At 53.7% G+C, this 18,425-nt stretch carries 12 protein-coding genes; 2 read left to right on the forward strand and 10 right to left on the reverse strand.

The window, feature by feature from the left end:
• Positions 1–32: 32 nt before the first annotated feature.
• The 4 genes from NST08_RS25500 to NST08_RS25515 form a co-directional block, all read right to left on the reverse strand.
• Positions 33–1,385, reverse strand: coding sequence for a GH1 family beta-glucosidase (locus NST08_RS25500; protein ID WP_144878273.1), 1,353 nt, complete (start codon positions 1,383–1,385; stop codon positions 33–35).
• Between the two features lie 122 nt (positions 1,386–1,507).
• Positions 1,508–2,794: an ABC transporter substrate-binding protein gene (locus tag NST08_RS25505; RefSeq protein WP_210095708.1), complete on the reverse strand. Its 1,287-nt coding sequence runs from the start codon at positions 2,792–2,794 to the stop codon at positions 1,508–1,510.
• An 88-nt stretch (positions 2,795–2,882) separates the two neighbouring features.
• Positions 2,883–3,719, reverse strand: a complete 837-nt coding sequence (locus tag NST08_RS25510) for a carbohydrate ABC transporter permease (RefSeq protein WP_210095716.1) — start codon at positions 3,717–3,719, stop codon at positions 2,883–2,885.
• Positions 3,719–4,600, reverse strand: a complete 882-nt coding sequence (locus tag NST08_RS25515) for a carbohydrate ABC transporter permease (RefSeq protein WP_144878276.1) — start codon at positions 4,598–4,600, stop codon at positions 3,719–3,721. Before NST08_RS25515 ends, NST08_RS25510 begins: the two co-directional genes overlap by 1 nt.
• A 113-nt stretch (positions 4,601–4,713) precedes the next feature.
• On the opposite strand from NST08_RS25515, the gene NST08_RS25520 reads away from it, so the two are divergent.
• Positions 4,714–6,549 carry a cache domain-containing sensor histidine kinase gene (locus tag NST08_RS25520; RefSeq protein WP_276824946.1) on the forward strand — a complete coding sequence of 612 codons (1,836 nt, stop codon included), beginning with the start codon at positions 4,714–4,716 and terminating at the stop codon, positions 6,547–6,549.
• Positions 6,527–8,164 (forward strand): response regulator transcription factor, encoded by a 1,638-nt coding sequence (locus NST08_RS25525; protein ID WP_341342423.1) that lies wholly within the window; start codon positions 6,527–6,529, stop codon positions 8,162–8,164. Before NST08_RS25520 ends, NST08_RS25525 begins: the two co-directional genes overlap by 23 nt.
• 275 nt (positions 8,165–8,439) lie before the next feature.
• Here NST08_RS25525 and NST08_RS25530 read toward each other — a convergent pair whose 3' ends face one another.
• From NST08_RS25530 to NST08_RS25555, 6 genes are all read right to left on the reverse strand, one after another.
• Entirely contained in the window at positions 8,440–10,467 is a 2,028-nt protein-coding gene (locus NST08_RS25530) for a beta-galactosidase (protein ID WP_341034910.1), read from the reverse strand.
• 769 nt (positions 10,468–11,236) lie between these two features.
• On the reverse strand, positions 11,237–13,627 hold the full coding sequence (locus NST08_RS25535; protein ID WP_341342655.1) for a glycoside hydrolase family 95 protein: 2,391 nt from the start codon (positions 13,625–13,627) through the stop codon (positions 11,237–11,239).
• Positions 13,628–13,953: 326 nt separating this feature from the next.
• Positions 13,954–14,427, reverse strand: coding sequence for an IS200/IS605 family transposase (gene tnpA / locus NST08_RS25540; protein WP_007127619.1), 474 nt, complete (start codon positions 14,425–14,427; stop codon positions 13,954–13,956).
• A 183-nt stretch (positions 14,428–14,610) separates the two neighbouring features.
• On the reverse strand, positions 14,611–16,320 hold the full coding sequence (locus NST08_RS25545; RefSeq protein ID WP_007131735.1) for an ABC transporter substrate-binding protein: 1,710 nt from the start codon (positions 16,318–16,320) through the stop codon (positions 14,611–14,613).
• Positions 16,321–16,397: 77 nt separating this feature from the next.
• Positions 16,398–17,306, reverse strand: a complete 909-nt coding sequence (locus NST08_RS25550; RefSeq protein ID WP_007131736.1) for a carbohydrate ABC transporter permease — start codon at positions 17,304–17,306, stop codon at positions 16,398–16,400.
• Positions 17,307–17,321: 15 nt separating this feature from the next.
• The gene (locus tag NST08_RS25555) at positions 17,322–18,290 is read right to left on the reverse strand and encodes an ABC transporter permease (RefSeq protein WP_341342424.1); all 969 of its coding nucleotides are present in this window, start codon (positions 18,288–18,290) and stop codon (positions 17,322–17,324) included.
• Positions 18,291–18,425 lie beyond the last annotated feature (135 nt).

Genomic DNA, 18,425 nt, shown 5'->3' on the forward strand with positions numbered 1-18,425 from the left:
GTCGGAGCAGATCCATTTTCTGACGTTTGGAATTATCGTTCGAACCAGTTTCTAGAGATAACGCCTTTATACCAGTAATAGCTGTCTTTTTTCGTGCGGACCAGCGTATCATAGTCCACGTGCACCAGACCGAAGCGCATGCCGTAGCCTTCCGCCCATTCGAAGTTGTCCATCAGCGACCATTCCATGTAGCCCTTCAGATTAATACCGTCTTCGATCGCGCGGCTGGCTTGAATCAGATGCATCGCGAGATAATCGATCCGCCGCTGGTCGTGAATGCGTCCGTCCTGCTCGAGGCCGTCGTTGTAACAGGCGCCATTCTCCGTAATATAGAGATTCGGGTTGCCGTACTTGTCGGCCGTGTAACGAAGCAGCTGATACAGCCCTTCCGCGTAAATCTCCCAGCCGATATCCGTCTTGGCCACGCCGAGCGACACCGCTTCGCTGGACAGCATTCCGCCCGCTTCGCCCGGATTGTAGCGGTTCATCGAGGACGTGTAATAATTAATGCCGATAAAATCGATTGGCTGACGGATGATATCCATATCTCCCGCCACGACCGGAGGTTGATATCCGAGCTTCTCATACCATTCCAGCATAAACTTCGGATACTCCCCGAAGTAGATCGGGTCAAGATACCAATCGCCGGACCAGCCGTTGATCCGCAGACAGGCCTCGATATCCTCCTCCGTATTGCGGTATGGCACCGCCCAAGCCGTATTCGGCGCAATGCCGATCTCCCCCGGAATGCCAAGCTCCCTGAAGCGTTTAACCGCCTTGCCGTGAGCGACCAGGAGATGATGGCTGACGTCGATGGCCAGCTGCAAATCCTTGTTCCCCGGGGCGTGAACGCCAAGGTAGTTCGAGAGGAACGCCATGCACCACGGCTCATTAAACGTGATCCAGTGCTTGATTTTACCCTTGAACTCGTTAAACATCAGCTCCGCGTATTGGGCAAATGCGTCAATCGTCCCACGGCTGCCCCAGCCGCCCTCATCCTGCAGCGCTTGCGGCAAGTCCCAATGGTACAGCGTGCAGAACGGCTCGATGCCGTTCGCAAGAAGCGCGTCCACCAATCGGTGGTAGTAATCGAGCCCGGCCCGGTTCACTTCGCCTCTTCCGCTTGGAAGCACGCGCGGCCAGGATACCGAGAAGCGGTACACCTTGACGCCGAGTTCCTTCAGCAGCTGCACATCCTCCTCCACCCGATGATAGCTGTCGCAGGCGACGTTGCCGTTGTCTCCGTTCTTGACCTTGCCCGGCGTATGGGCGAAGGTATCCCAGATCGACATGCCCCGTCCGTCTTCGTTATAAGCTCCTTCGATCTGATAAGAGGCCGTTGCTACGCCCCATTTGAAATCCTGGGGAAACTTGTGAATGCTCATCCTCCATCTCTCCCTCTTGCGCTTGGTTTTAATAAAAATGCACCGCTCCTGTGTCCCGCAAAGCCGGTCAGGAGAGCGGTGCATCTTGTTCATGCTTCAGACATTCAAACTCCTGATTGGGTTTACTGACTCAAACTATCCCATGAAGCCTGCATATCCTCAAGCATTTTTGTCACATCGGATTTGCCTGCAAAGTAGGCCTGCATCGAGTTCGCAAATTCTTGCGTTACGCCGTCAGGGAATTTCGGAGCCTGCTGCGGCAGCACTTTGCCGGCCTGCACATATTCCCATACCGACGCACCCAGGTCGCCCATATCCTCAGGGGTTGCTTCGATCGTGGACAAAGCCGGGATGAATTTGAACTTCTTCACGATGTACTCTTTCCCGATATCGGAAGTGACGAGCCAGTTCAGGAATACCTTCGCTTCTTCCTTCACCGGTGAGTTTTTATTAATGACGAGGTTGGCCGGTACGCCGACGTTCAACTTGTCGTTCTGTTCGGCATCCTCACCCATCGGCATCGGCAGAAAGCCCAGGTTCAGGTCCGGATTGATGGCGTCGATTTCCGTTTGAGACCAGTTGCCGTTTTGCATCATGGCGGCTTTTTCAGTTGCCAGCAAGGATACGGCGGTGTTGTAATCGGTCGTCAGCGGGTTTTTGTTGCCGTGATCCAGCGTCAGCTGCATCAGCTTAGCCCATTCTTCGAACAACGGGTTGCCCGCAAATTTCTCCGTGCCGTCGCTCAAGCCTTTAATGAACGCGTCCGGATCGTTCTGCAGCGCGAATGCAGGGTTAATGCCCTGGTTGCCCAGCAGCCACCATTCCTGATAAGCGTTCGCGAACGGCGTTACGCCGATCGCTTCCAGCTTCTTCGCTGCATCCTCCAGCTGGGAGTAGGTTTTCGGAAGCTCGGTAATGCCTGCTTGCTCGAACAGATCTTTATTGTAGATATAGCCCCAGCCTTCAAGGTTCATCGGCATGCCATATACTTTGCCGTCTTTAGTCATCGGCTTCTTCGCCATATCGACCAGATCGGCTACCCATGGCTGATCGGACAAATCTTCGAGGTTGTCAAACCACATCTCCATTTCGGCATAACCGCCGTTGGAGAAAATGTCCGGTGCGTCGCCGGAAGCGAATTTCGTCTTCAGGGAAGCGCCATAGTCCGCTCCGCCGCCGACCGTCTGGATGTCCAGCTTGATGTTCGGATGCTCTTTTTCGAATTCAACCTTCAGCTCATTCAGACCATCTACGATCTCGGTTTTGAACTGGAAAATCTTAACCGTTTTTACATCACCGGAAGCTGCATCGCTGCTGCCGCTTCCCTCTTCCGACGATTTGCCGCCGCAGGCTGCAAGGACCATCGAGAATGCCAGCAGCATGACCAGGGTCAATTTCATTTTTTTCATTGCGTGTTACCCCCTTGAGAAAATGTATATATAAAGTTTGAGAAACCAAGGTGACTATCGTGCGGGTCGAAGGCAAGTCGCAAGCGAATCAGCCCTTGACGGAGCCGGCCGCGACGCCTTCGACAATATACTTCTGCAACGATAAGAAAAATATGATAATCGGCGTAATCCCGAGCACCAATGCCGGCAGCGCCATATCCCACTGCTTGGAATACTGTCCGAAGAAGGCGAAGGTCGCCAGCGGAATGGTCCGCAGCTCCGGACTTTGCAGAATCAGGGACGGCAGCAGATAGTCGTTCCAGATCCACAAGCTGTTCAGGATGATAACCGTTACGAGCATCGGCTTCAGCATCGGCAGAATGATCCGGGCGAACACGCCGTAGGACGATGCCCCGTCTACCGTAGCCGCCTCTTCGATCTCCAGCGGAATCGATTTTACGAATCCGTGGAACAAGAAGATGGAGAGCGGAATGCCCAGCCCGAGGTAGGATAGAATCAGGCCGACCATGCTGTTGTTGACGTTCAGCCATCCGACCACCTGCAGCAGCGGGATCATAATGGACTGGAACGGGATGACCATCGCCGATACGAAGATCATAAACACGATGCGGTTAAAGACCGTATTCGCGCGGACCATCCGGTAGGCCGCCATCGCGCTGAGCAGCGCGATAATCAGATTGCTGATCACGGTAATGACCAGGGAATTCGTGAAGGCTTCCGGGAATCTCGTAAGCTCCCATGCCTTCGAATAGTTATCCCAGTGGAACATGCTCGGCCAATTGGCCGCGTTAACCATGATGTCGCCCAGCGATTTCACCGAGTTGACGAGCAGGAAGTAAAAGGGCGCTAAAAATATGATGGCGATGATAAACATCACGACTTGCAGGATCAGGGCCGATGCCGATTGTGAGGATTTGGTCTTCATCAAGCTTCAACCTCCTTATTCTTCGTCAGGCGGACCTGAATGAGGGTGATGACGGCCACCACGATGAAGAAGATCAAGGATTTTGCCGTACCCAATCCATAGCGGTTATTCAGGAAAGCTTCATTATACACGTTCATCGCAAGCGACTCGGTCGAGCCGTATGGTCCGCCCTTGGTCAGCGACAGGTTCAGGTCGAACATTTTGAAGGACCAGGATATCGCAAGGAACAGACAGACGGTCACCGCCGGCATAATCAGCGGCACCATAATATTTTTCAGCACCTGGAAGCGGTTCGCCCCGTCAATCTCGGCGGCTTCTAGCACTTCCTTCGACACGTTGGTGATGGAGGCAATGTAGATGATCATCAGATATCCGGAAGACTGCCATACGAATACCAGAATGATTCCCCAGAATCCGGTAACCTCATCCCCCAGCCAAGGCAGCTGGAAAAACGCGAGACCGGTTACATCTCCAAGCGTCGCAAATCCCTTGATAAAAATAAACTGCCAAATGAAACCAAGCAGCAGACCGCCGATCACGTTCGGCATAAAGAAGATCGTCCGCAGGAAGTTCCGCCCTCTGATCTTCTTGGTCAGGAAGTAGGCCAGGAAAAATCCGACCAGATTGGTTAAAATGACGCCGACAATCGTAAACTTGGTTGTAAACCAAAAGGAGTCGGCAAACGCGCGGTCGCTCGTGAATATTTTGACGAAATTATCGAGTCCCACCCATTCGACATTGCCCGATACGCCGTTCCAATTCGTAAAGGAATAATACATTCCCATGACAAACGGGATTATGATCGTAATGCCGAAAAACAGCAGCGCGGGTCCAATATACACCAGCTGCTGCATCAGCGCAGCCGTTCTTTTGCTATTCATGTAAATCCCCCTCCGCTTGTCCTATCGTTTCTCTCTGATTCAATTATGCTAAGATTAGTAACATAGAACTACCCTAGGATGTGAACGAATAGGTATAGAAAATTGATCGGCGGGTGAAAGATTTGAACTGGAACAGCATACGCACAAAATTGATCGCCTTTATGATCCTGGCCACGATCATCCCGACGACGGCCGCCTTGATCATCAGCTATGTTACGACGACCAATGCGTTAAAGGAGCGAGCGGTGGTTGAGAACCAAAATCTCCTGTACCAGGGGCAGATGAATCTGGAAAGCGATTTGGAAGAATTGAACCGGAACTCCTTGACGGTCTATTCCGATCCTGAATTTTTCCGCAGTCTGTATTACAGCCACGGCAACATCAGCACCGGCGGCAGGCAGTCCGCAACGATGCAGTCGATGTATCATGCCATTACCGGAACGCGGCAGGTCTATCTGTACGTAGACGGTCAGCGGGAGTCCACCTTGTACGCACAAGATATAGCGAGAAAAGCCAGCGACATCAGTCTGTATCGGGAAATTCCGGATCTGCAGGGCCGAAAGCTGTTTATCCAGCCGCCTCATGCCCTGCATACCTACGGCTTTCAACTGGCCTATCCCTATAAAGAGAATACCAAGGTGCTGACACTGTATCGGGTCATCGAGCGCGTGCCATCCTCGGAGCGGCTTGGGCTGCTCGCCATTGATCTGGACATGACGTTCCTCAGCCGGATCAGCAGTCAATTATTCCAGCCTGAGAACGAGCAGCTATACATTACAAGCGAAGACGGGATTGTCATGTATTCCGGTGACGAGGCGCGGATTGGGAGGCCCCTTGGCGAGGATTGGTATAAGGCCATTATGGAGTCGGGACAACAGCAGGGCTATTTCGAACATAATGATAACATTTATGTGTATAACCGTGTCCAGACCTCTATCAGCAATTGGACGATGATAAAGGAAATCCCGTCCTCCTATATTCTGAGCAGCGCAGATAAAGCGGCTTTCATCAATATTTTATTGCTTGCGGTATCGTTCCTCCTGATCATTGCCGCCATGATCTGGATCTCGGTGCGAATTACCGCGCCGATCCGGGAGCTCGTCGGGTTTATGAGCCAGGTAAAGAGCGGGCGTATGACGGTTGATATCGAGTCGGACCGCAAGGACGAAATCGGAATTCTGTACCGCAGGTTCAGCAGTATGATGGATACGATCAACAACCTTATTTTGCAGGAATACAAGCTGAAGCTGGCCAATCGGACGAACCAGCTCCGGGCGCTCCAGGCCCAGGTGAACCCGCATTTCATGAACAATGCCCTGCAGACCATCGGCACGCTTGCGCTTGAGCATGACATGAAGAGAATCTACTCTCTTATCTCGGCCCTTGCCCGGATGATGCGTTACAGCATGTACAATACCGATAAGCCGGTAACGCTTCGCACCGAGCTGAATCACATCAAGGATTACATCGAGCTGCAGAAAGAGAGATTTGAGAACGGGTTCGACTTCAGGTACGATGTGGAAGAGTCCACCTTGGAACTGACTATCCCGAAGATGCTGATTCAGCCATTGGTTGAAAACTTTTTCAAGCACGGCATGAACCCGGTTGCCCGGGACAACTATATCCTCGTTCAAAGCCGGCGTCTCTCCCCTTCGCTCGTGCAGATTACCGTCGAGGACAACGGCAACGGCATGCCGGAGAAGCCGTTCGAAGCGCTGCAGGCGCAGCTGCGTCAATTGGAGGAGCTGGACCTGGAGCAGCTGCAGGTTAGCTCTGAGGACGAGGAGGACCAAGGCGGCATCGGCCTCATCAACATTATGACAAGGCTTAGGCTGTATTCCCGGGGAAAATCCGGGTTCAATCTGGAGAACAACCAGCCGCGTGGCTTTCGTGTTGTTCTGACTATACATGTGGAAGGTGAAACGGATGAAGGCATTGATCGTCGATGACGAGAGCCGCGTGCGCAAAGCAATTCAGCTGCTTGTCCGGTGGGAGGAGCATGGCATTACCGAAATTCAGGAGGCCGCCAACGGGCAGGAAGCGATGGAGATGATCCCCGCTTATCGCCCGAGCCTCGTCCTGATGGACATGCTGATGCCGCTGAAGAACGGCGTCGATCTCATGAAATGGATTCACGAGCATTACCCGGATACGAAATTCATCGTCATCAGCGGGCATGATGATTTCGAATTTGTCCGCAATACGATCCGCTATAGCGGTACGGATTATATCTTGAAGCCGATCGAAGAGGCTGCCATCAATGAAGCCGTCGACAAGGCGGCATCGGCCTGGCGGGCGGAGGAAGCGGAGCGCCGGGCTGCGCAGCAGCAGCACGTGCAGGTCAACGAATACCGGCCGGTGTACTCCGAGAAGCTGCTGACAAGCTTGCTCGAGGATCCGAGCGCCCATGCCCAGGTTGCACGGCGGCTGAAGACTGAAGGCATCGTTCCGGAGTCAGCGGAGCGCGTACGGCTGGCCGTGCTGCAGATCGATCCATCGGACAGTACGTTATTCGAGCGTTTCGGCCATCATCTCGATCTTCTTATGTTTGCCCTGCTGAATATTTGCAATGAATTTCTGCAAAAGGACGGCGTCGGGATCGCATTCCGCCATTTCGGCTCCCATCATCGAATCGTGATTCTGGTCTGGGAGCAGATCGGCGCGCTGACCGCCCGCCTTCATGATATAAACGATGGGATCCACCGGACGCTGTCGCGGCATATGCATTTTGGAACGAGCCCGGCGGGGAGCTACCCTGAGGACATGCCCAAGCTGTATGCCAAATGCTTGTCCTCCCTCGCTTCGCGCGACTTGACGGTGCTCAGCCATTTCATCCATGACGGAGACGAGATGCGAAGCCTTGCCGGGGACCCGCCCAAAGCCCTGCAGTTCGGAAGCTATGAGGATCCTTGGAAGCTTGCCGTTCTCAGTGGACAGCCTAACCTGATTGCGGATGCGGTCGAAGCGTGGACGCACGATATCCGCAAAAAAGGAGTGGTTACACCTGAGCTCCTGGCCCAGTGGGACCGGGACATCGAGCGGTTTGCCAATCAGGTCATTTATGAAACGGCTGGTGCCGGATCCGAATCGGTGCACAAGCTCTACCGGGAGGCGTGTTCCGAATTGGAGTCCCCGAATCCCAATAAATACGTATTCTCGCTTGCCGAATGGCAGCATTATTGGACCGGTTTGATGAACCGCCTTTCCTCCGTCCTGCTGTCCAGAACGCAGTCCGGCGGGGAGCTGATCCGCGACATTACGGAGTACATCGAGCAGCACTACCAGAACGAGGTGTCGCTTTACGAGATCGCAAGCCGGTTCCATGTGAGCCGGGAGTACATCTCCCGCAAATTCAAGCAGCAGCATCAGGTTAACATACCGGAGTATATCAACCGTCTCCGGATCTCCAAGGCGAAAATCCTGCTGCAGAACCCTGCGCTGAAAATGGCGGCGATCGCCGAGATGGTCGGGTTCAAGAACGAGAAGTACTTCAGCCTCGTGTTCAAGAAGCAGGAAGGCATCTCGCCGAAGGAATTCCGCAAGCGTTTGACCGATTTCATGTAACGTGGTCACGCGGGCGGTCTCGCGGGCGGTCTCGCGGGCGGTCTCGCGGGCGGTCTCGCGGGCGGTCTCGCGGGCGGTCTCGCGGGCGGTCTCGCGGGCGGTCTCGCGGGCGGTCTCGCGGGCGGTCTCGCGGGCGGTCTCGCGGGCGGTCTCGCGGGCAAAAAAAAGCAGAGCTAGCAGGGAATGCTCCCTGCTGCTCTGCTTTTTCAGTATGGTTCAGCTCCTTCGCCTTAACGGCGATCCGCCGCTACATGCTGCTGCTCAATTTGCCCGATCTACAGCTTCTCCAAAATCATGACGCCCCGCGCAGGGACTTCACACTGCTTCTGCTGTTCCTTGCCCGTCAGTAAATCCTTGTAAACCACATCCCCTAATGGCACGGTCTTAGCTTCCGCCGTATGGTTAAGCACGAAAGTAAATGCCTTATCATCCTTGACCCTGCGGGCAGCCTCCACGCCGGCCGGCGCATCCAGCACCGACTGAATACCGTGCTCTGTGCAGATCGTTTTCATCAAATCCTGCAGGAACTTCGCGTCCGGACTGGATGCAACATACCAGGCTTTGCCTTGGCCGAAACGGTTGACCGTAAGCGACGGCTTGCCTTTATAATAGTCCGAGCCATACTCAGCAACGACCTCTGCCCCTTCCGCATGAATCACATCGCACAAAATGCCGCAGTCATAGGAGCCTTCCAGCTCCCCATACTTGCCCCGGATGATCATTTGATTTTGCTGTCCCGGCAGCAGGGCATCGATCTCCTCGGCCCAAATTCCCATTAGACTGCGCAGCTCGCCTGGATAACCGCCCAGCGTTACGATATCGTTTTCGTTGACAATGCCGCTGAAGAAGGTCGTCAAGAAAGTGCCTCCCCGAGACACAAATTCCTCGACGCGCTTGGCGAATCCCGGCTTCACCATATACATCACCGGAGCAATGACAACGTCATATTGGGACAGATCCTCTTCCACGCTGATCATATCCGTCTGAATATGCAGCTGGTGCAGCGCATCATAATACTTATGCACTTCGCTAACATAATTCAGCGCGACCGTCGGACCGCTGGACAGCTCAATCCCCCAACGGTTCTCCCAGTCGTACATGATCGCTACTTTCGCGTCGGAGCGTGCATCCAAAAGCCGGTCCCCGAGCTGCTGCAGCTCCTTGCCCAGCTCCGCACATTCACGGAACACGCGGGTATGCTCATGGCCGACATGCTCGATCACCGCGCCGTGATATTTCTCGCAGGCCCCGATCGAACGGCGCAGCTGGAAGAACATAACCGTATCCGCCCCATGGGCAACCGCTTGGTAGCTCCATAGCCGCATGACGCCGGGGCGCTTCGCCGAGTTGTACGGCTGCCAGTTCTGAACGCTCGGCGTTTGCTCCATCAGCATGAACGGCTGCCCGCTCTTAAGCCCGCGCATAAGCGCATGCGTCATCGCCGTAAAGCTGAACGGAGTATCGAGCGATGGATAATTGTCCCATGAGACAACGTCCATCTCCTTGGCCCATTTGAAATAGTCGAGCTCCGGATAAAAGCCCATCAGATTGGTGGTTACCGGGATATCCGGTGTGATGCGTTTCAGCTCATCCCGTTCGAGCTTATAGCAGTCTAACAGGCTGTCAGACTGGAAGCGGCGGTAATCAAGCGAAATTCCTTGGAAATTCGTCCGGTTGCCGCCCCATTCCTCACTCAGTGCATTCGGGACGACGATATCCTCCCAGTCGTAGAACGTATGCCCCCAGAAGCGGGTATTCCATGCTTTATTGAGCGCATCCAGCGTCCCGTAACGCTGCTTGAGCCACACACGGAATGCCTCCGCGCAATTGTCGCAATAACAGTAGCCGCCGTACTCGTTCGATACATGCCAGATCAGAACAGCCGGGTGATCCTTATACCGCTCCGCTAACTTGCTTGCCATGAGCTTCGCATATTTACGGTACGTAGGGCTGTTCGGGCAGGAGTTATGCCGTCCGCCGAACCTCCGCTTGCGGCCCTCGTAATCGACGCGCAGAATATCCGGATATTTCCGCGCCATCCAAGCCGGATGAGCGGCCGTGCTTGTTGCGAGGCAGACATAAACGCCATTCCGGTAAAGCCTGTCGATGGTCTCGTCCAGCCAAGCGAAATCATAGGTGTCCTCATCCGGTTGATTCAGTGCCCACGAGAACACGTTGATCGTGGCGACATCAATGCCAGCCAGCTTAAACATGCGGTCGTCCTCTTTCCAGATCTCCTCGTCCCACTGCTCCGGATTATAGTCGCCGCCGTACCACATTTTCGGTAATTTATCATTAATCATAGCCGTTCCCCATCCTCCCATAGCCATTATCTGTCGTTAAAAAAGTATTTTCGCTCGTTCCATCCTCCAAAAGTAGCAACCCTTACCTCAATTCCTCGAACATGTCCCTTTAGGGGACTTGTTGCTCGAGTTTTCGCCTCGGTTCCCTGAGCAAGTCCCTTTTAAGGACTTGCTACTCGAATTTCCGCCTCAGATCCCTGAGCAAGTCCCTTTTAAGGACTTGTTGCTCGAAATTCCGCCTCAGATCCCTGAGCAAGTCCCTTTTAAGGACTTGCTACTCGAATTTCCGCCTCAGGTCCCTGAGCAAGTCCCTTTTTAGGACTTGCTACTCGAATTTCCGCCTCAGATCCCTGAGCAAGTCCCTTTTAAGGACTTATTGCTCCAATTTCCGCCTCAGGTCCCTGAGCAAGTCCCTTTTTAGGACTTGCTACTCGAATTTCCGCCTCAGATCCCTGAGCAAGTCCCTTTTAAGGACTTGCTACTCGAAATTCCGCCCCAGGTCCCCGAGCAAGTCCCTTTTAAGGACTTGTTGCTCCAATTTCCGCCTCAGATCCCTGAGCAAGTCCCTTTTAGGGACTTGTTACTCGAAATATTACCCCAGTTAGCCAAACAAGTCCCTTTTGAGGACTTGTTGTACGTTCCCACACACTACATATCAGTCCTAACCACACTGCCTGGCACCCTCCACAGCCACTGCCAAGAGCCCTCACTAACCACGCGGCTAAGCGCCCTCCACAGCCACACTGCCTAGATGCCCTCCCTAACAGGCTCAGGCACGCTCTAACGGGAGCACGCGATACGTCTCTCCCTTGACCGTGTCGAAGGAGCAGCGCTCGCCCGAAGCCGCAGCTGATCCGTCCTCACGCTGCACCCGCACCGGGATCCCGCAGCTGACGCTGCAAGGCTGCCCATGGGTTGACGTGATCGACGCCGATGCCAATGCGCCGTCCTTCCACTCCATGTCAATCAGGAAGCCGCCCCGCGCCTTCAAGCCGCGGACGGCACCCGAGGACCATGCAGCCGGCAGCGCGGGCAGCAGCACAATCTCGCCCAGATGGCTCTGCAGCAGCATTTCGGCGAGGCCGGCAGCTCCGCCGAAATTGGCGTCGATCTGGAACGGCGGATGATCGCCGAACAGGTTCGGGTGAACCGAACGGGTTAGTAAAGTCCGCACGTATTGATAAGCCAGCTCCGGCTGCTGCAGCCTTGCGAACAGATTGATGAGCCACACACAGCTCCAGCCCGTATGTCCGCCTCCGCTCCGGATTCGGGACATGAGCGACTGCAGGGCAGCTTCCGCCAACTCGGGCGTATCCCGCAGATTGATATCGGTGCCGGGATACAGGCCGTACAGATGCGATACGTGCCGATGGCCCGGTTCCGCCTCCGCAAAAGGCTTGCTCCACTCCATCAGCCGCCCGTCATCATCGATTTGATATGGAAGGAGCCGCTCCAGCGCGCTCCGCAGCTCTTCCTGCAGCTCCCGGTCGATCTCCAGCAGCTCGGAGGCTTCAAGGCAATGACGGAAAAGTTCGCGAATCAGCGCCATATCCATCGTGGACCCTGCCGATACGCTGCACGGCACGCCTTCCTTCGTCAAGAACTGATTCTCCGGCGATGTCGACGGGCTGGTAACCAGATGTCCCTCACCGTTTTCGATCAGCCAATCCAGGCAAAATAGCGCCGCCTCCCGCATGAGAGGATAAGCCGTGTTCCTTAAGTACTCCGGATCCGGGTTGAATACATAGTGCTCCCATAGATGGCGGCACAACCAAGGGCCGGCCATCGGCCAAAACGCCCACATGGCCCTTCCATTGCTTGGATTAGCCATTCGCCATAGGTCAACATTATGATGTGCGGCCCATCCCCGGGCATTGTAATGAATTTTGGCCGTCCGTGCTCCGCTGACGGCTAGCTCCCGGACCATTTGGATCAGCGGTTCATGACATTCGCTCAGATTGCCCGTCTCCGCTGCCCAGTAGTTCATCTCCGTATTGATATTGGTCGTATAATTGCTGTTCCAAGGCGGCTGAACATGAGGGTTCCACAGCCCTTGGAGATGCGCCGGCTGGGTTCCGGGGCGGGAGCTTGCCATCAGCAAATATCGCCCGTATTGGAACATCAGCGCCTCCAGCGATGGATCCTCCTGACCTCCGGCGTAAGCCGCCAGGCGCTGATCCGTCGGGATCGCCTCCATCCGGGCACGATGCTCGGCATCGCCCAGCTCCACCGCCACCCGTCCGAAGAGCGCCCGATGCTCCTCCGTATGCCGCAAACGCAAGGCTTCGTCATCGTACCCTGCAGCGGCTTCAAGACGGGCGCTGCACAGTCTTGCCGGATCGCTCCCCTTAGCCCCCGGCATGACGTCAAAGCCTTCGAAGTCCGTGGCTGCCGCAACATGCAGCGTCACGGCACCGGCACCGGTAACCGTCAAGACATCGCCGTTTATGCCGATGCGGCCCCCATCCGCCCGGACCGCGACCTGCATTTCATATCGGAGCCCACTCCCTTCCTCGTATAATACCGATTGGGGGTGGTCACCTCGGTAGTTATCCGCGATGTGCGTCGGCGCATGTCCGAACAGCCGCATAACGCCGCCGGGCGTAATTTCAGTCTCATATCTCAGAGGCGACTGCAGCTTCAGCTTCAGATGAATGCTCCCTTCGGCACTGCCCGTATACCGGATCACCGCGATCTGGTCCGCCGCGCTGATAAACATCTCCCTTTGAAAGCGCTCACCTCGCCCGGTCCGAAACACTACCGAAGCAACCCCATTGCCCAGATCCAGCTCGCGCCGGTAATCCGACTGCCCGTCATCGATCCCCGTTTGTTCGATCAGCAGGTCCCCGAGCGGTAAAAAGGCTTCCGTATTCCGGCCAACCATCCGTTCCTCAATCAGCTTCTCGGCCTCCGCATATTTCTCGGAAGCGATCAATTCCCTGGCCGCTTGCAAATAACGAAGCGCCTCGTAATTGTTCGTATCCCTCGGGAATCCGGACCAGAGTGTATCCTCATTCCATTGAATACGCTCCTCCTGAATGCCCCCGAACACCATTGCGCCAAGGCGTCCGTTCCCTAGAGGAAGCGCCTCTTCCCATACGGAAGCCGGCTTGTCGTACCATAGCTTATAGGATCTGCTCGGATTCGTTTCCAGCTTGATCTCCTCCTTTTCGCGTAACGTGCATCATCTCATAGTCGTCGATTTGCCATTGTGCGCCAAGCGAGTTCTTGTTCTCCTAATGATTTCTTCTTGATTGTATTTCTCCATTTTGAGGGCAGACCCTCCCATTTGCGAACCTGTTACTGAAAAATATTAAATGTCCTGCGCCGAGGTTGGTCCCCGAAATCAGAACCACCCGTCAAACGGGTGGTTTGCTCTTGGGGTATAACCCCTTGTTGCCAAACTGCGCCTAAAGACGCTAGCCTGACAATAAAATTGTTCAGGCTCAGTGTAATTTGTCACTTTCACTTACCAGTTAAACTGGTTTACTTCTTCTTGTTACTGTTTTTGCTGAATGGGTCTTCATACTCTTTCACACTCAGTTTATCAATTGCTTGGTCATGTGCTTCTTGCTCACGGATATATTTTGCCACGGTGGCTTCATTCAAGCCCACTGTGCTGACGTAGTATCCCTCCGCCCAGAATTTTCGATTACCATATTTATACTTCAAGCTAGCATGCTTCTCGAATATCATGAGTGAGCTTTTCCCCTTCAGGTATCCCATAAATGATGATACTGAGATTTTTGGGGGAATTGCTACCAACATATGTACATGATCGGGCATCATGTGACCTTCGATTATCTCCACTCCCTTGTATTTACATAATCGTTTGAATATTTCGATTAAGTCTTTCCTCACTTGATTATAAATCTCTTTCCGTCTATACTTCGGGGTGAACACAATGTGGTACTTGCACATCCACTTCGTGTGAGCTAAACTATAGCTCTTGTTTGCCATCTAAGACCATTCCTTTCATTATTGAGCCTGAACATCTCAATTTTATCGGAATGGTCTTGTTGGTCAAACCTCGATCCCTCCACCCGCATAGCGGGTGGTTTTTTGTTTCGCACGCTTCGCGAGCTCAACTGGCTAAAGCCGCAATAAGAAGGGGCCTGCACGAGGCCGGCCCCTTCTTGAACTTTAGCTGTTCCACAGCTCGACGCGCTGACGCACAAGCTCGGTATATTCCTTCTCCATTTTTTCCGCTCCGGCATCGTTCAGTTCCTTGATGAACTGATCATACAGCTGATCGAATTTCGCCGGATCGGCCAGAATGATTTCCGGAATGCGCTTGCGTGTAATCTCTTCCACTTTTTTGTACGTAATATTAATGTTGGAGTCGCTTGGCACCGGAATGTTGTAAGCTACGCCCCACGGCTTCACAGGGAATTCTTCCTTCTTCGGCCACAGGTCCTTCCACATTTCAACGCCGTAAGCCTTCAGCGTTTCCTTGGCGGATGGCGTGTAGTTCTCCTTGATCGTTTCCGGGAAGTTCGTCGTATAGTAGTTGCCCGTCGAATCCTTCACGCCGTCGCCATAGCGCGGGAAGATGGCGTTATACAAACCGATGCCCGTTTCTTTAGTGAAGTTGGCATTGTCATAGGTTTTGCGCTCCTGGACCTCTTCCGGAATGACGCGCTTGCCGTCCACGACGTTATAATGCTCGCCCTCAATACCCCAATTCATCAAAATTTGCCCTTCCTCGGAAGCCAGGTAATCCAGGAACTTGATAATCCGAACCGGATCCTTCGCGGAAGACGTGATGCCTACACCCCATCCGGCGACATAACCGGTATCCTGGAACGTTGCATCCTTCGTCGATTCATCCAGCTGGATCGGGAATCTCGCATAGGTGCGGTTCTCCTTGCCGGCGGATCTCAGCGCGTTCGTTGCATTGCCGAAGCCCCACTCCTGGTCAATCACGCCGAGCACGCGGCCGGAGGAAATCTTCGCTTCATATTGGTCCGTCTTCTGAACGAACGTTTCTTTATCCAAAAGGCCCGAAGCATTCATATGGTTCAGCCAGCGGAAGTACTCTTTCTCTTCCGGACGCTTGTAGTGCAATTTAGCTTCCGTCGTCTCCGGATCGATGTAGTATTCACCGTCATCGGATACGCCGGTTGCGATAAACGCCGGGTTCGTCACGGAGATCATGATTCTCCATCCGTCCGCATTCAGCGTCAGCGGAATCGTTGGCTGGCCGTCAATGGTCGGATGCTTCTCATAGTACTCTTTCAGTGCATTCTCGTAGTCCTTCACCGTCTTGAGCTCAGGATATCCAAGCTCCTTCAGCACTTCATGCTGAATCTGGAACGTGCCTCCGGCATCAAGCGCTTCATGATCCACCGCTGCAAGCGTCGGCAGAACATAGATGGCTTCGTCCTCGTTGCTCCACTTCAGACGGCTCATGTAATCGCCGTACACCTTCTTGATATTCGGCGCATGCTCTTCGATCAGATCCGTCAGATCAATAAAAGCGCCCGCATCCACGAACAGGTTAGCGTCACCCTTAGCAAACACCAGGTCCGGATACTCACCGCTCGCGACCATCAGCGGCAGCTTCTGGTTGGAGCCGTCAACTGCATATTCGGCTTGAATCGTAACACCGGTTTTCTCGGTCAACTTCTTGCCGACGGCATCCTGCATGTTCACCCAGTTTGCATTGGAGTCCGCGCTGTAATAGGTCATCGTCATCGGCTCCAGCTTCTCTTCCTGCTGGGCATCCGTTCCGCCGTTTTCTTTTTGTCCGCCGTTTGCGCTATTGCCGCTGTCACCGCCGCATGCTGCAAGAACGAACGTTGCCATCATCATGACCGCTAACAGCAACGATATTCTCTTCTTCTGTTTCATTGCTTTACCCCCTAATCTAAAGTGTAAATAATCTATCGTTTAACAGGCATAAGGGCCTGCTTGATAGCTGTAAGCCATCAGCTTTTTACTGCGCCAAGCGTCATGCCCTTCACGAAGTAACGCTGCAGGAACGGGTAGACGATCAGGATCGGAACCGTTACCACAATCGTAATGGCCATCTTAATCGATTCCGGAGATACCTGTTTCACGATCTCGGCCATGTTCTGGCCGGTCATCATGCCGCTTTGCTGACCCTGCGTGCTCTGCAGCACCTTCATCAGCTCGAATTGAAGCGTTGTCAGATGAGGCGCGGAGCCGTTGTACAGATACGTATCGAACCAGGAGTTCCACTGCCCGACGGCCAGAAACAGCGCAATCGTTGCGAGCACGGGCTTGCACAGCGGAAGGATAATCCGGTAATAAATCGTAAAATCATTGGCGCCGTCCAGCTTGGCCGATTCCTGCAAGGAATACGGCAGGCCGTCGATGAATGACCGGATGACGAACACGTTGAACGCGCTTACCATTCCCGGAATGATGTAGACCAGGAACGTATTCATCATGTTCAGATCCCGGATCAGAATAAATACCGGTATCATGCCGCCCGAGAAATACATCGTCAGCGCAAGAAAAGTCGACATGAACTTTCTGCCCTGAAAATCGACCCGGCTCAGCACATAACCGAGCATCGTGCCGCTAAGCAGGCCGAGCAGCGTTCCCGCCAGCGTCCGAAGGACCGTAATTTTCGCTCCGGTGAGCAGTCCTTCGTATTGAAAAATCTGTACGTAATTTTCGAAAGTGAATTGACGGGGCCATATCGTAATTCCTCCGCGAACCGTATCGACGGAGTCGTTCAAGGAAATGGCCAGTACGTTTAAAAAAGGATATAAGGTCACGATCATGACAAGCGTCATAAACGTGTAGTTCACAATATCAAACACCCGGTCGGAGAGCGAGGGCTTGAATGCTGCTTTGGTACGTGCCATGCGGGTCCCTCCTCCTTACATAATCGATTGCTTGGTAAATTTTTTGAAAACGCCGTTCGCGATGAGCAGCAGGATGATGCTGACGATCGAGTTGAACATCCCGATGGCCGTACCGAAGGAAAAGCGTCCCATGCCAAGCCCGTAATTCAATGCATAGAGATCCAGGACCTGGGAGTAATCCACCACCAGCGGGTTGCCGAGCAGGAACTGCTTCTCGAAGCCGATGCTGATCAGATGTCCGATCGACATGATCAGCAGGATCGCAATCGTCGGCGCAATGCTTGGAATCGTAATATGCCAAATCTGACGGATGCGGCTTGCGCCGTCGACCTTGGCGGCCTCAAACTGCTCTTGGTCGATGCCTGAAATCGCTGCCAAATAGATGATCGCGTTCCAGCCCATTTCCTTCCACAGATCCGAGCCGGTTACGATATACCAGAACCAGCTTCCCTGCGCCATGAACTGAATCGGCTGGTCGATGATGCCGAGCCACATCAGCAGCTGATTGACAGCGCCTCCATCAACGGACAGCATTTTGGTCACGATCCCGGCCACAACGACCCAGGATACGAAATGGGGAAGATACGAAATCGTCTGAACCGTCCGTTTAAAAACGCTTCCACGAAGCTCATTGAGAAGCACAGCGAACAGGATCGGAATCGTGAAGCCGACGATCAGCCCCATAAAGCTCATAGCCAGCGTATTTCGCAAAACCAGATAAAACTTTTCATCCGTAAACAGGGCCACAAAGTGATCGAACCCGACCCATTTTTGCTCAAATACGCTTCTGCCCGGCTTGTAACTTTGGAACGCCATGAGCCAGCCCCATATCGGCAAATAACTGAAGATGAACACGACAATGATGAAGGGCAGCGACATGCCGTACAGTATTTTCTGCTCCTTGAAAGTGGCCCAAAAGCCTTTCTTTTTCTTCTTTCTGGTGGCAGGTTGGACGCTGCCTTCTCTCTCTGTTACCGCTTTCAAGCCAACCCCTCCTCTCTTGTATACCCTGATGATAAACGAAGCCGCAGGAAGGGGGTACCCAAAGGATTCGTGCAAAAATCATATAAAAATTAGACATTGTTCCTCCCGATCCCGGCCATGTCCTATGGGGAGGGA

Source organism: Paenibacillus sp. FSL K6-1566 (assembly GCF_038050475.1).
In the GTDB taxonomy this organism is placed as follows: Bacteria; Bacillota; Bacilli; order Paenibacillales; family Paenibacillaceae; genus Paenibacillus_AQ; species Paenibacillus_AQ lactis.

Coding starts and splice junctions, on each gene's coding strand:
- NST08_RS25500 (WP_144878273.1), bottom strand. CDS start 1,385: ATGAGCATTCACAAGTTTCCCCAGGATTTCAAATGGGGCGTAGCAACG.
- NST08_RS25505 (WP_210095708.1), bottom strand. CDS start 2,794: ATGAAAAAAATGAAATTGACCCTGGTCATGCTGCTGGCATTCTCGATG.
- NST08_RS25510 (WP_210095716.1), bottom strand. CDS start 3,719: ATGAAGACCAAATCCTCACAATCGGCATCGGCCCTGATCCTGCAAGTC.
- NST08_RS25515 (WP_144878276.1), bottom strand. CDS start 4,600: ATGAATAGCAAAAGAACGGCTGCGCTGATGCAGCAGCTGGTGTATATT.
- NST08_RS25525 (WP_341342423.1), top strand. CDS start 6,527: ATGAAGGCATTGATCGTCGATGACGAGAGCCGCGTGCGCAAAGCAATT.
- NST08_RS25530 (WP_341034910.1), bottom strand. CDS start 10,467: ATGATTAATGATAAATTACCGAAAATGTGGTACGGCGGCGACTATAAT.
- tnpA (WP_007127619.1), bottom strand. CDS start 14,427: ATGGCAAACAAGAGCTATAGTTTAGCTCACACGAAGTGGATGTGCAAG.
- NST08_RS25545 (WP_007131735.1), bottom strand. CDS start 16,320: ATGAAACAGAAGAAGAGAATATCGTTGCTGTTAGCGGTCATGATGATG.
- NST08_RS25550 (WP_007131736.1), bottom strand. CDS start 17,306: ATGGCACGTACCAAAGCAGCATTCAAGCCCTCGCTCTCCGACCGGGTG.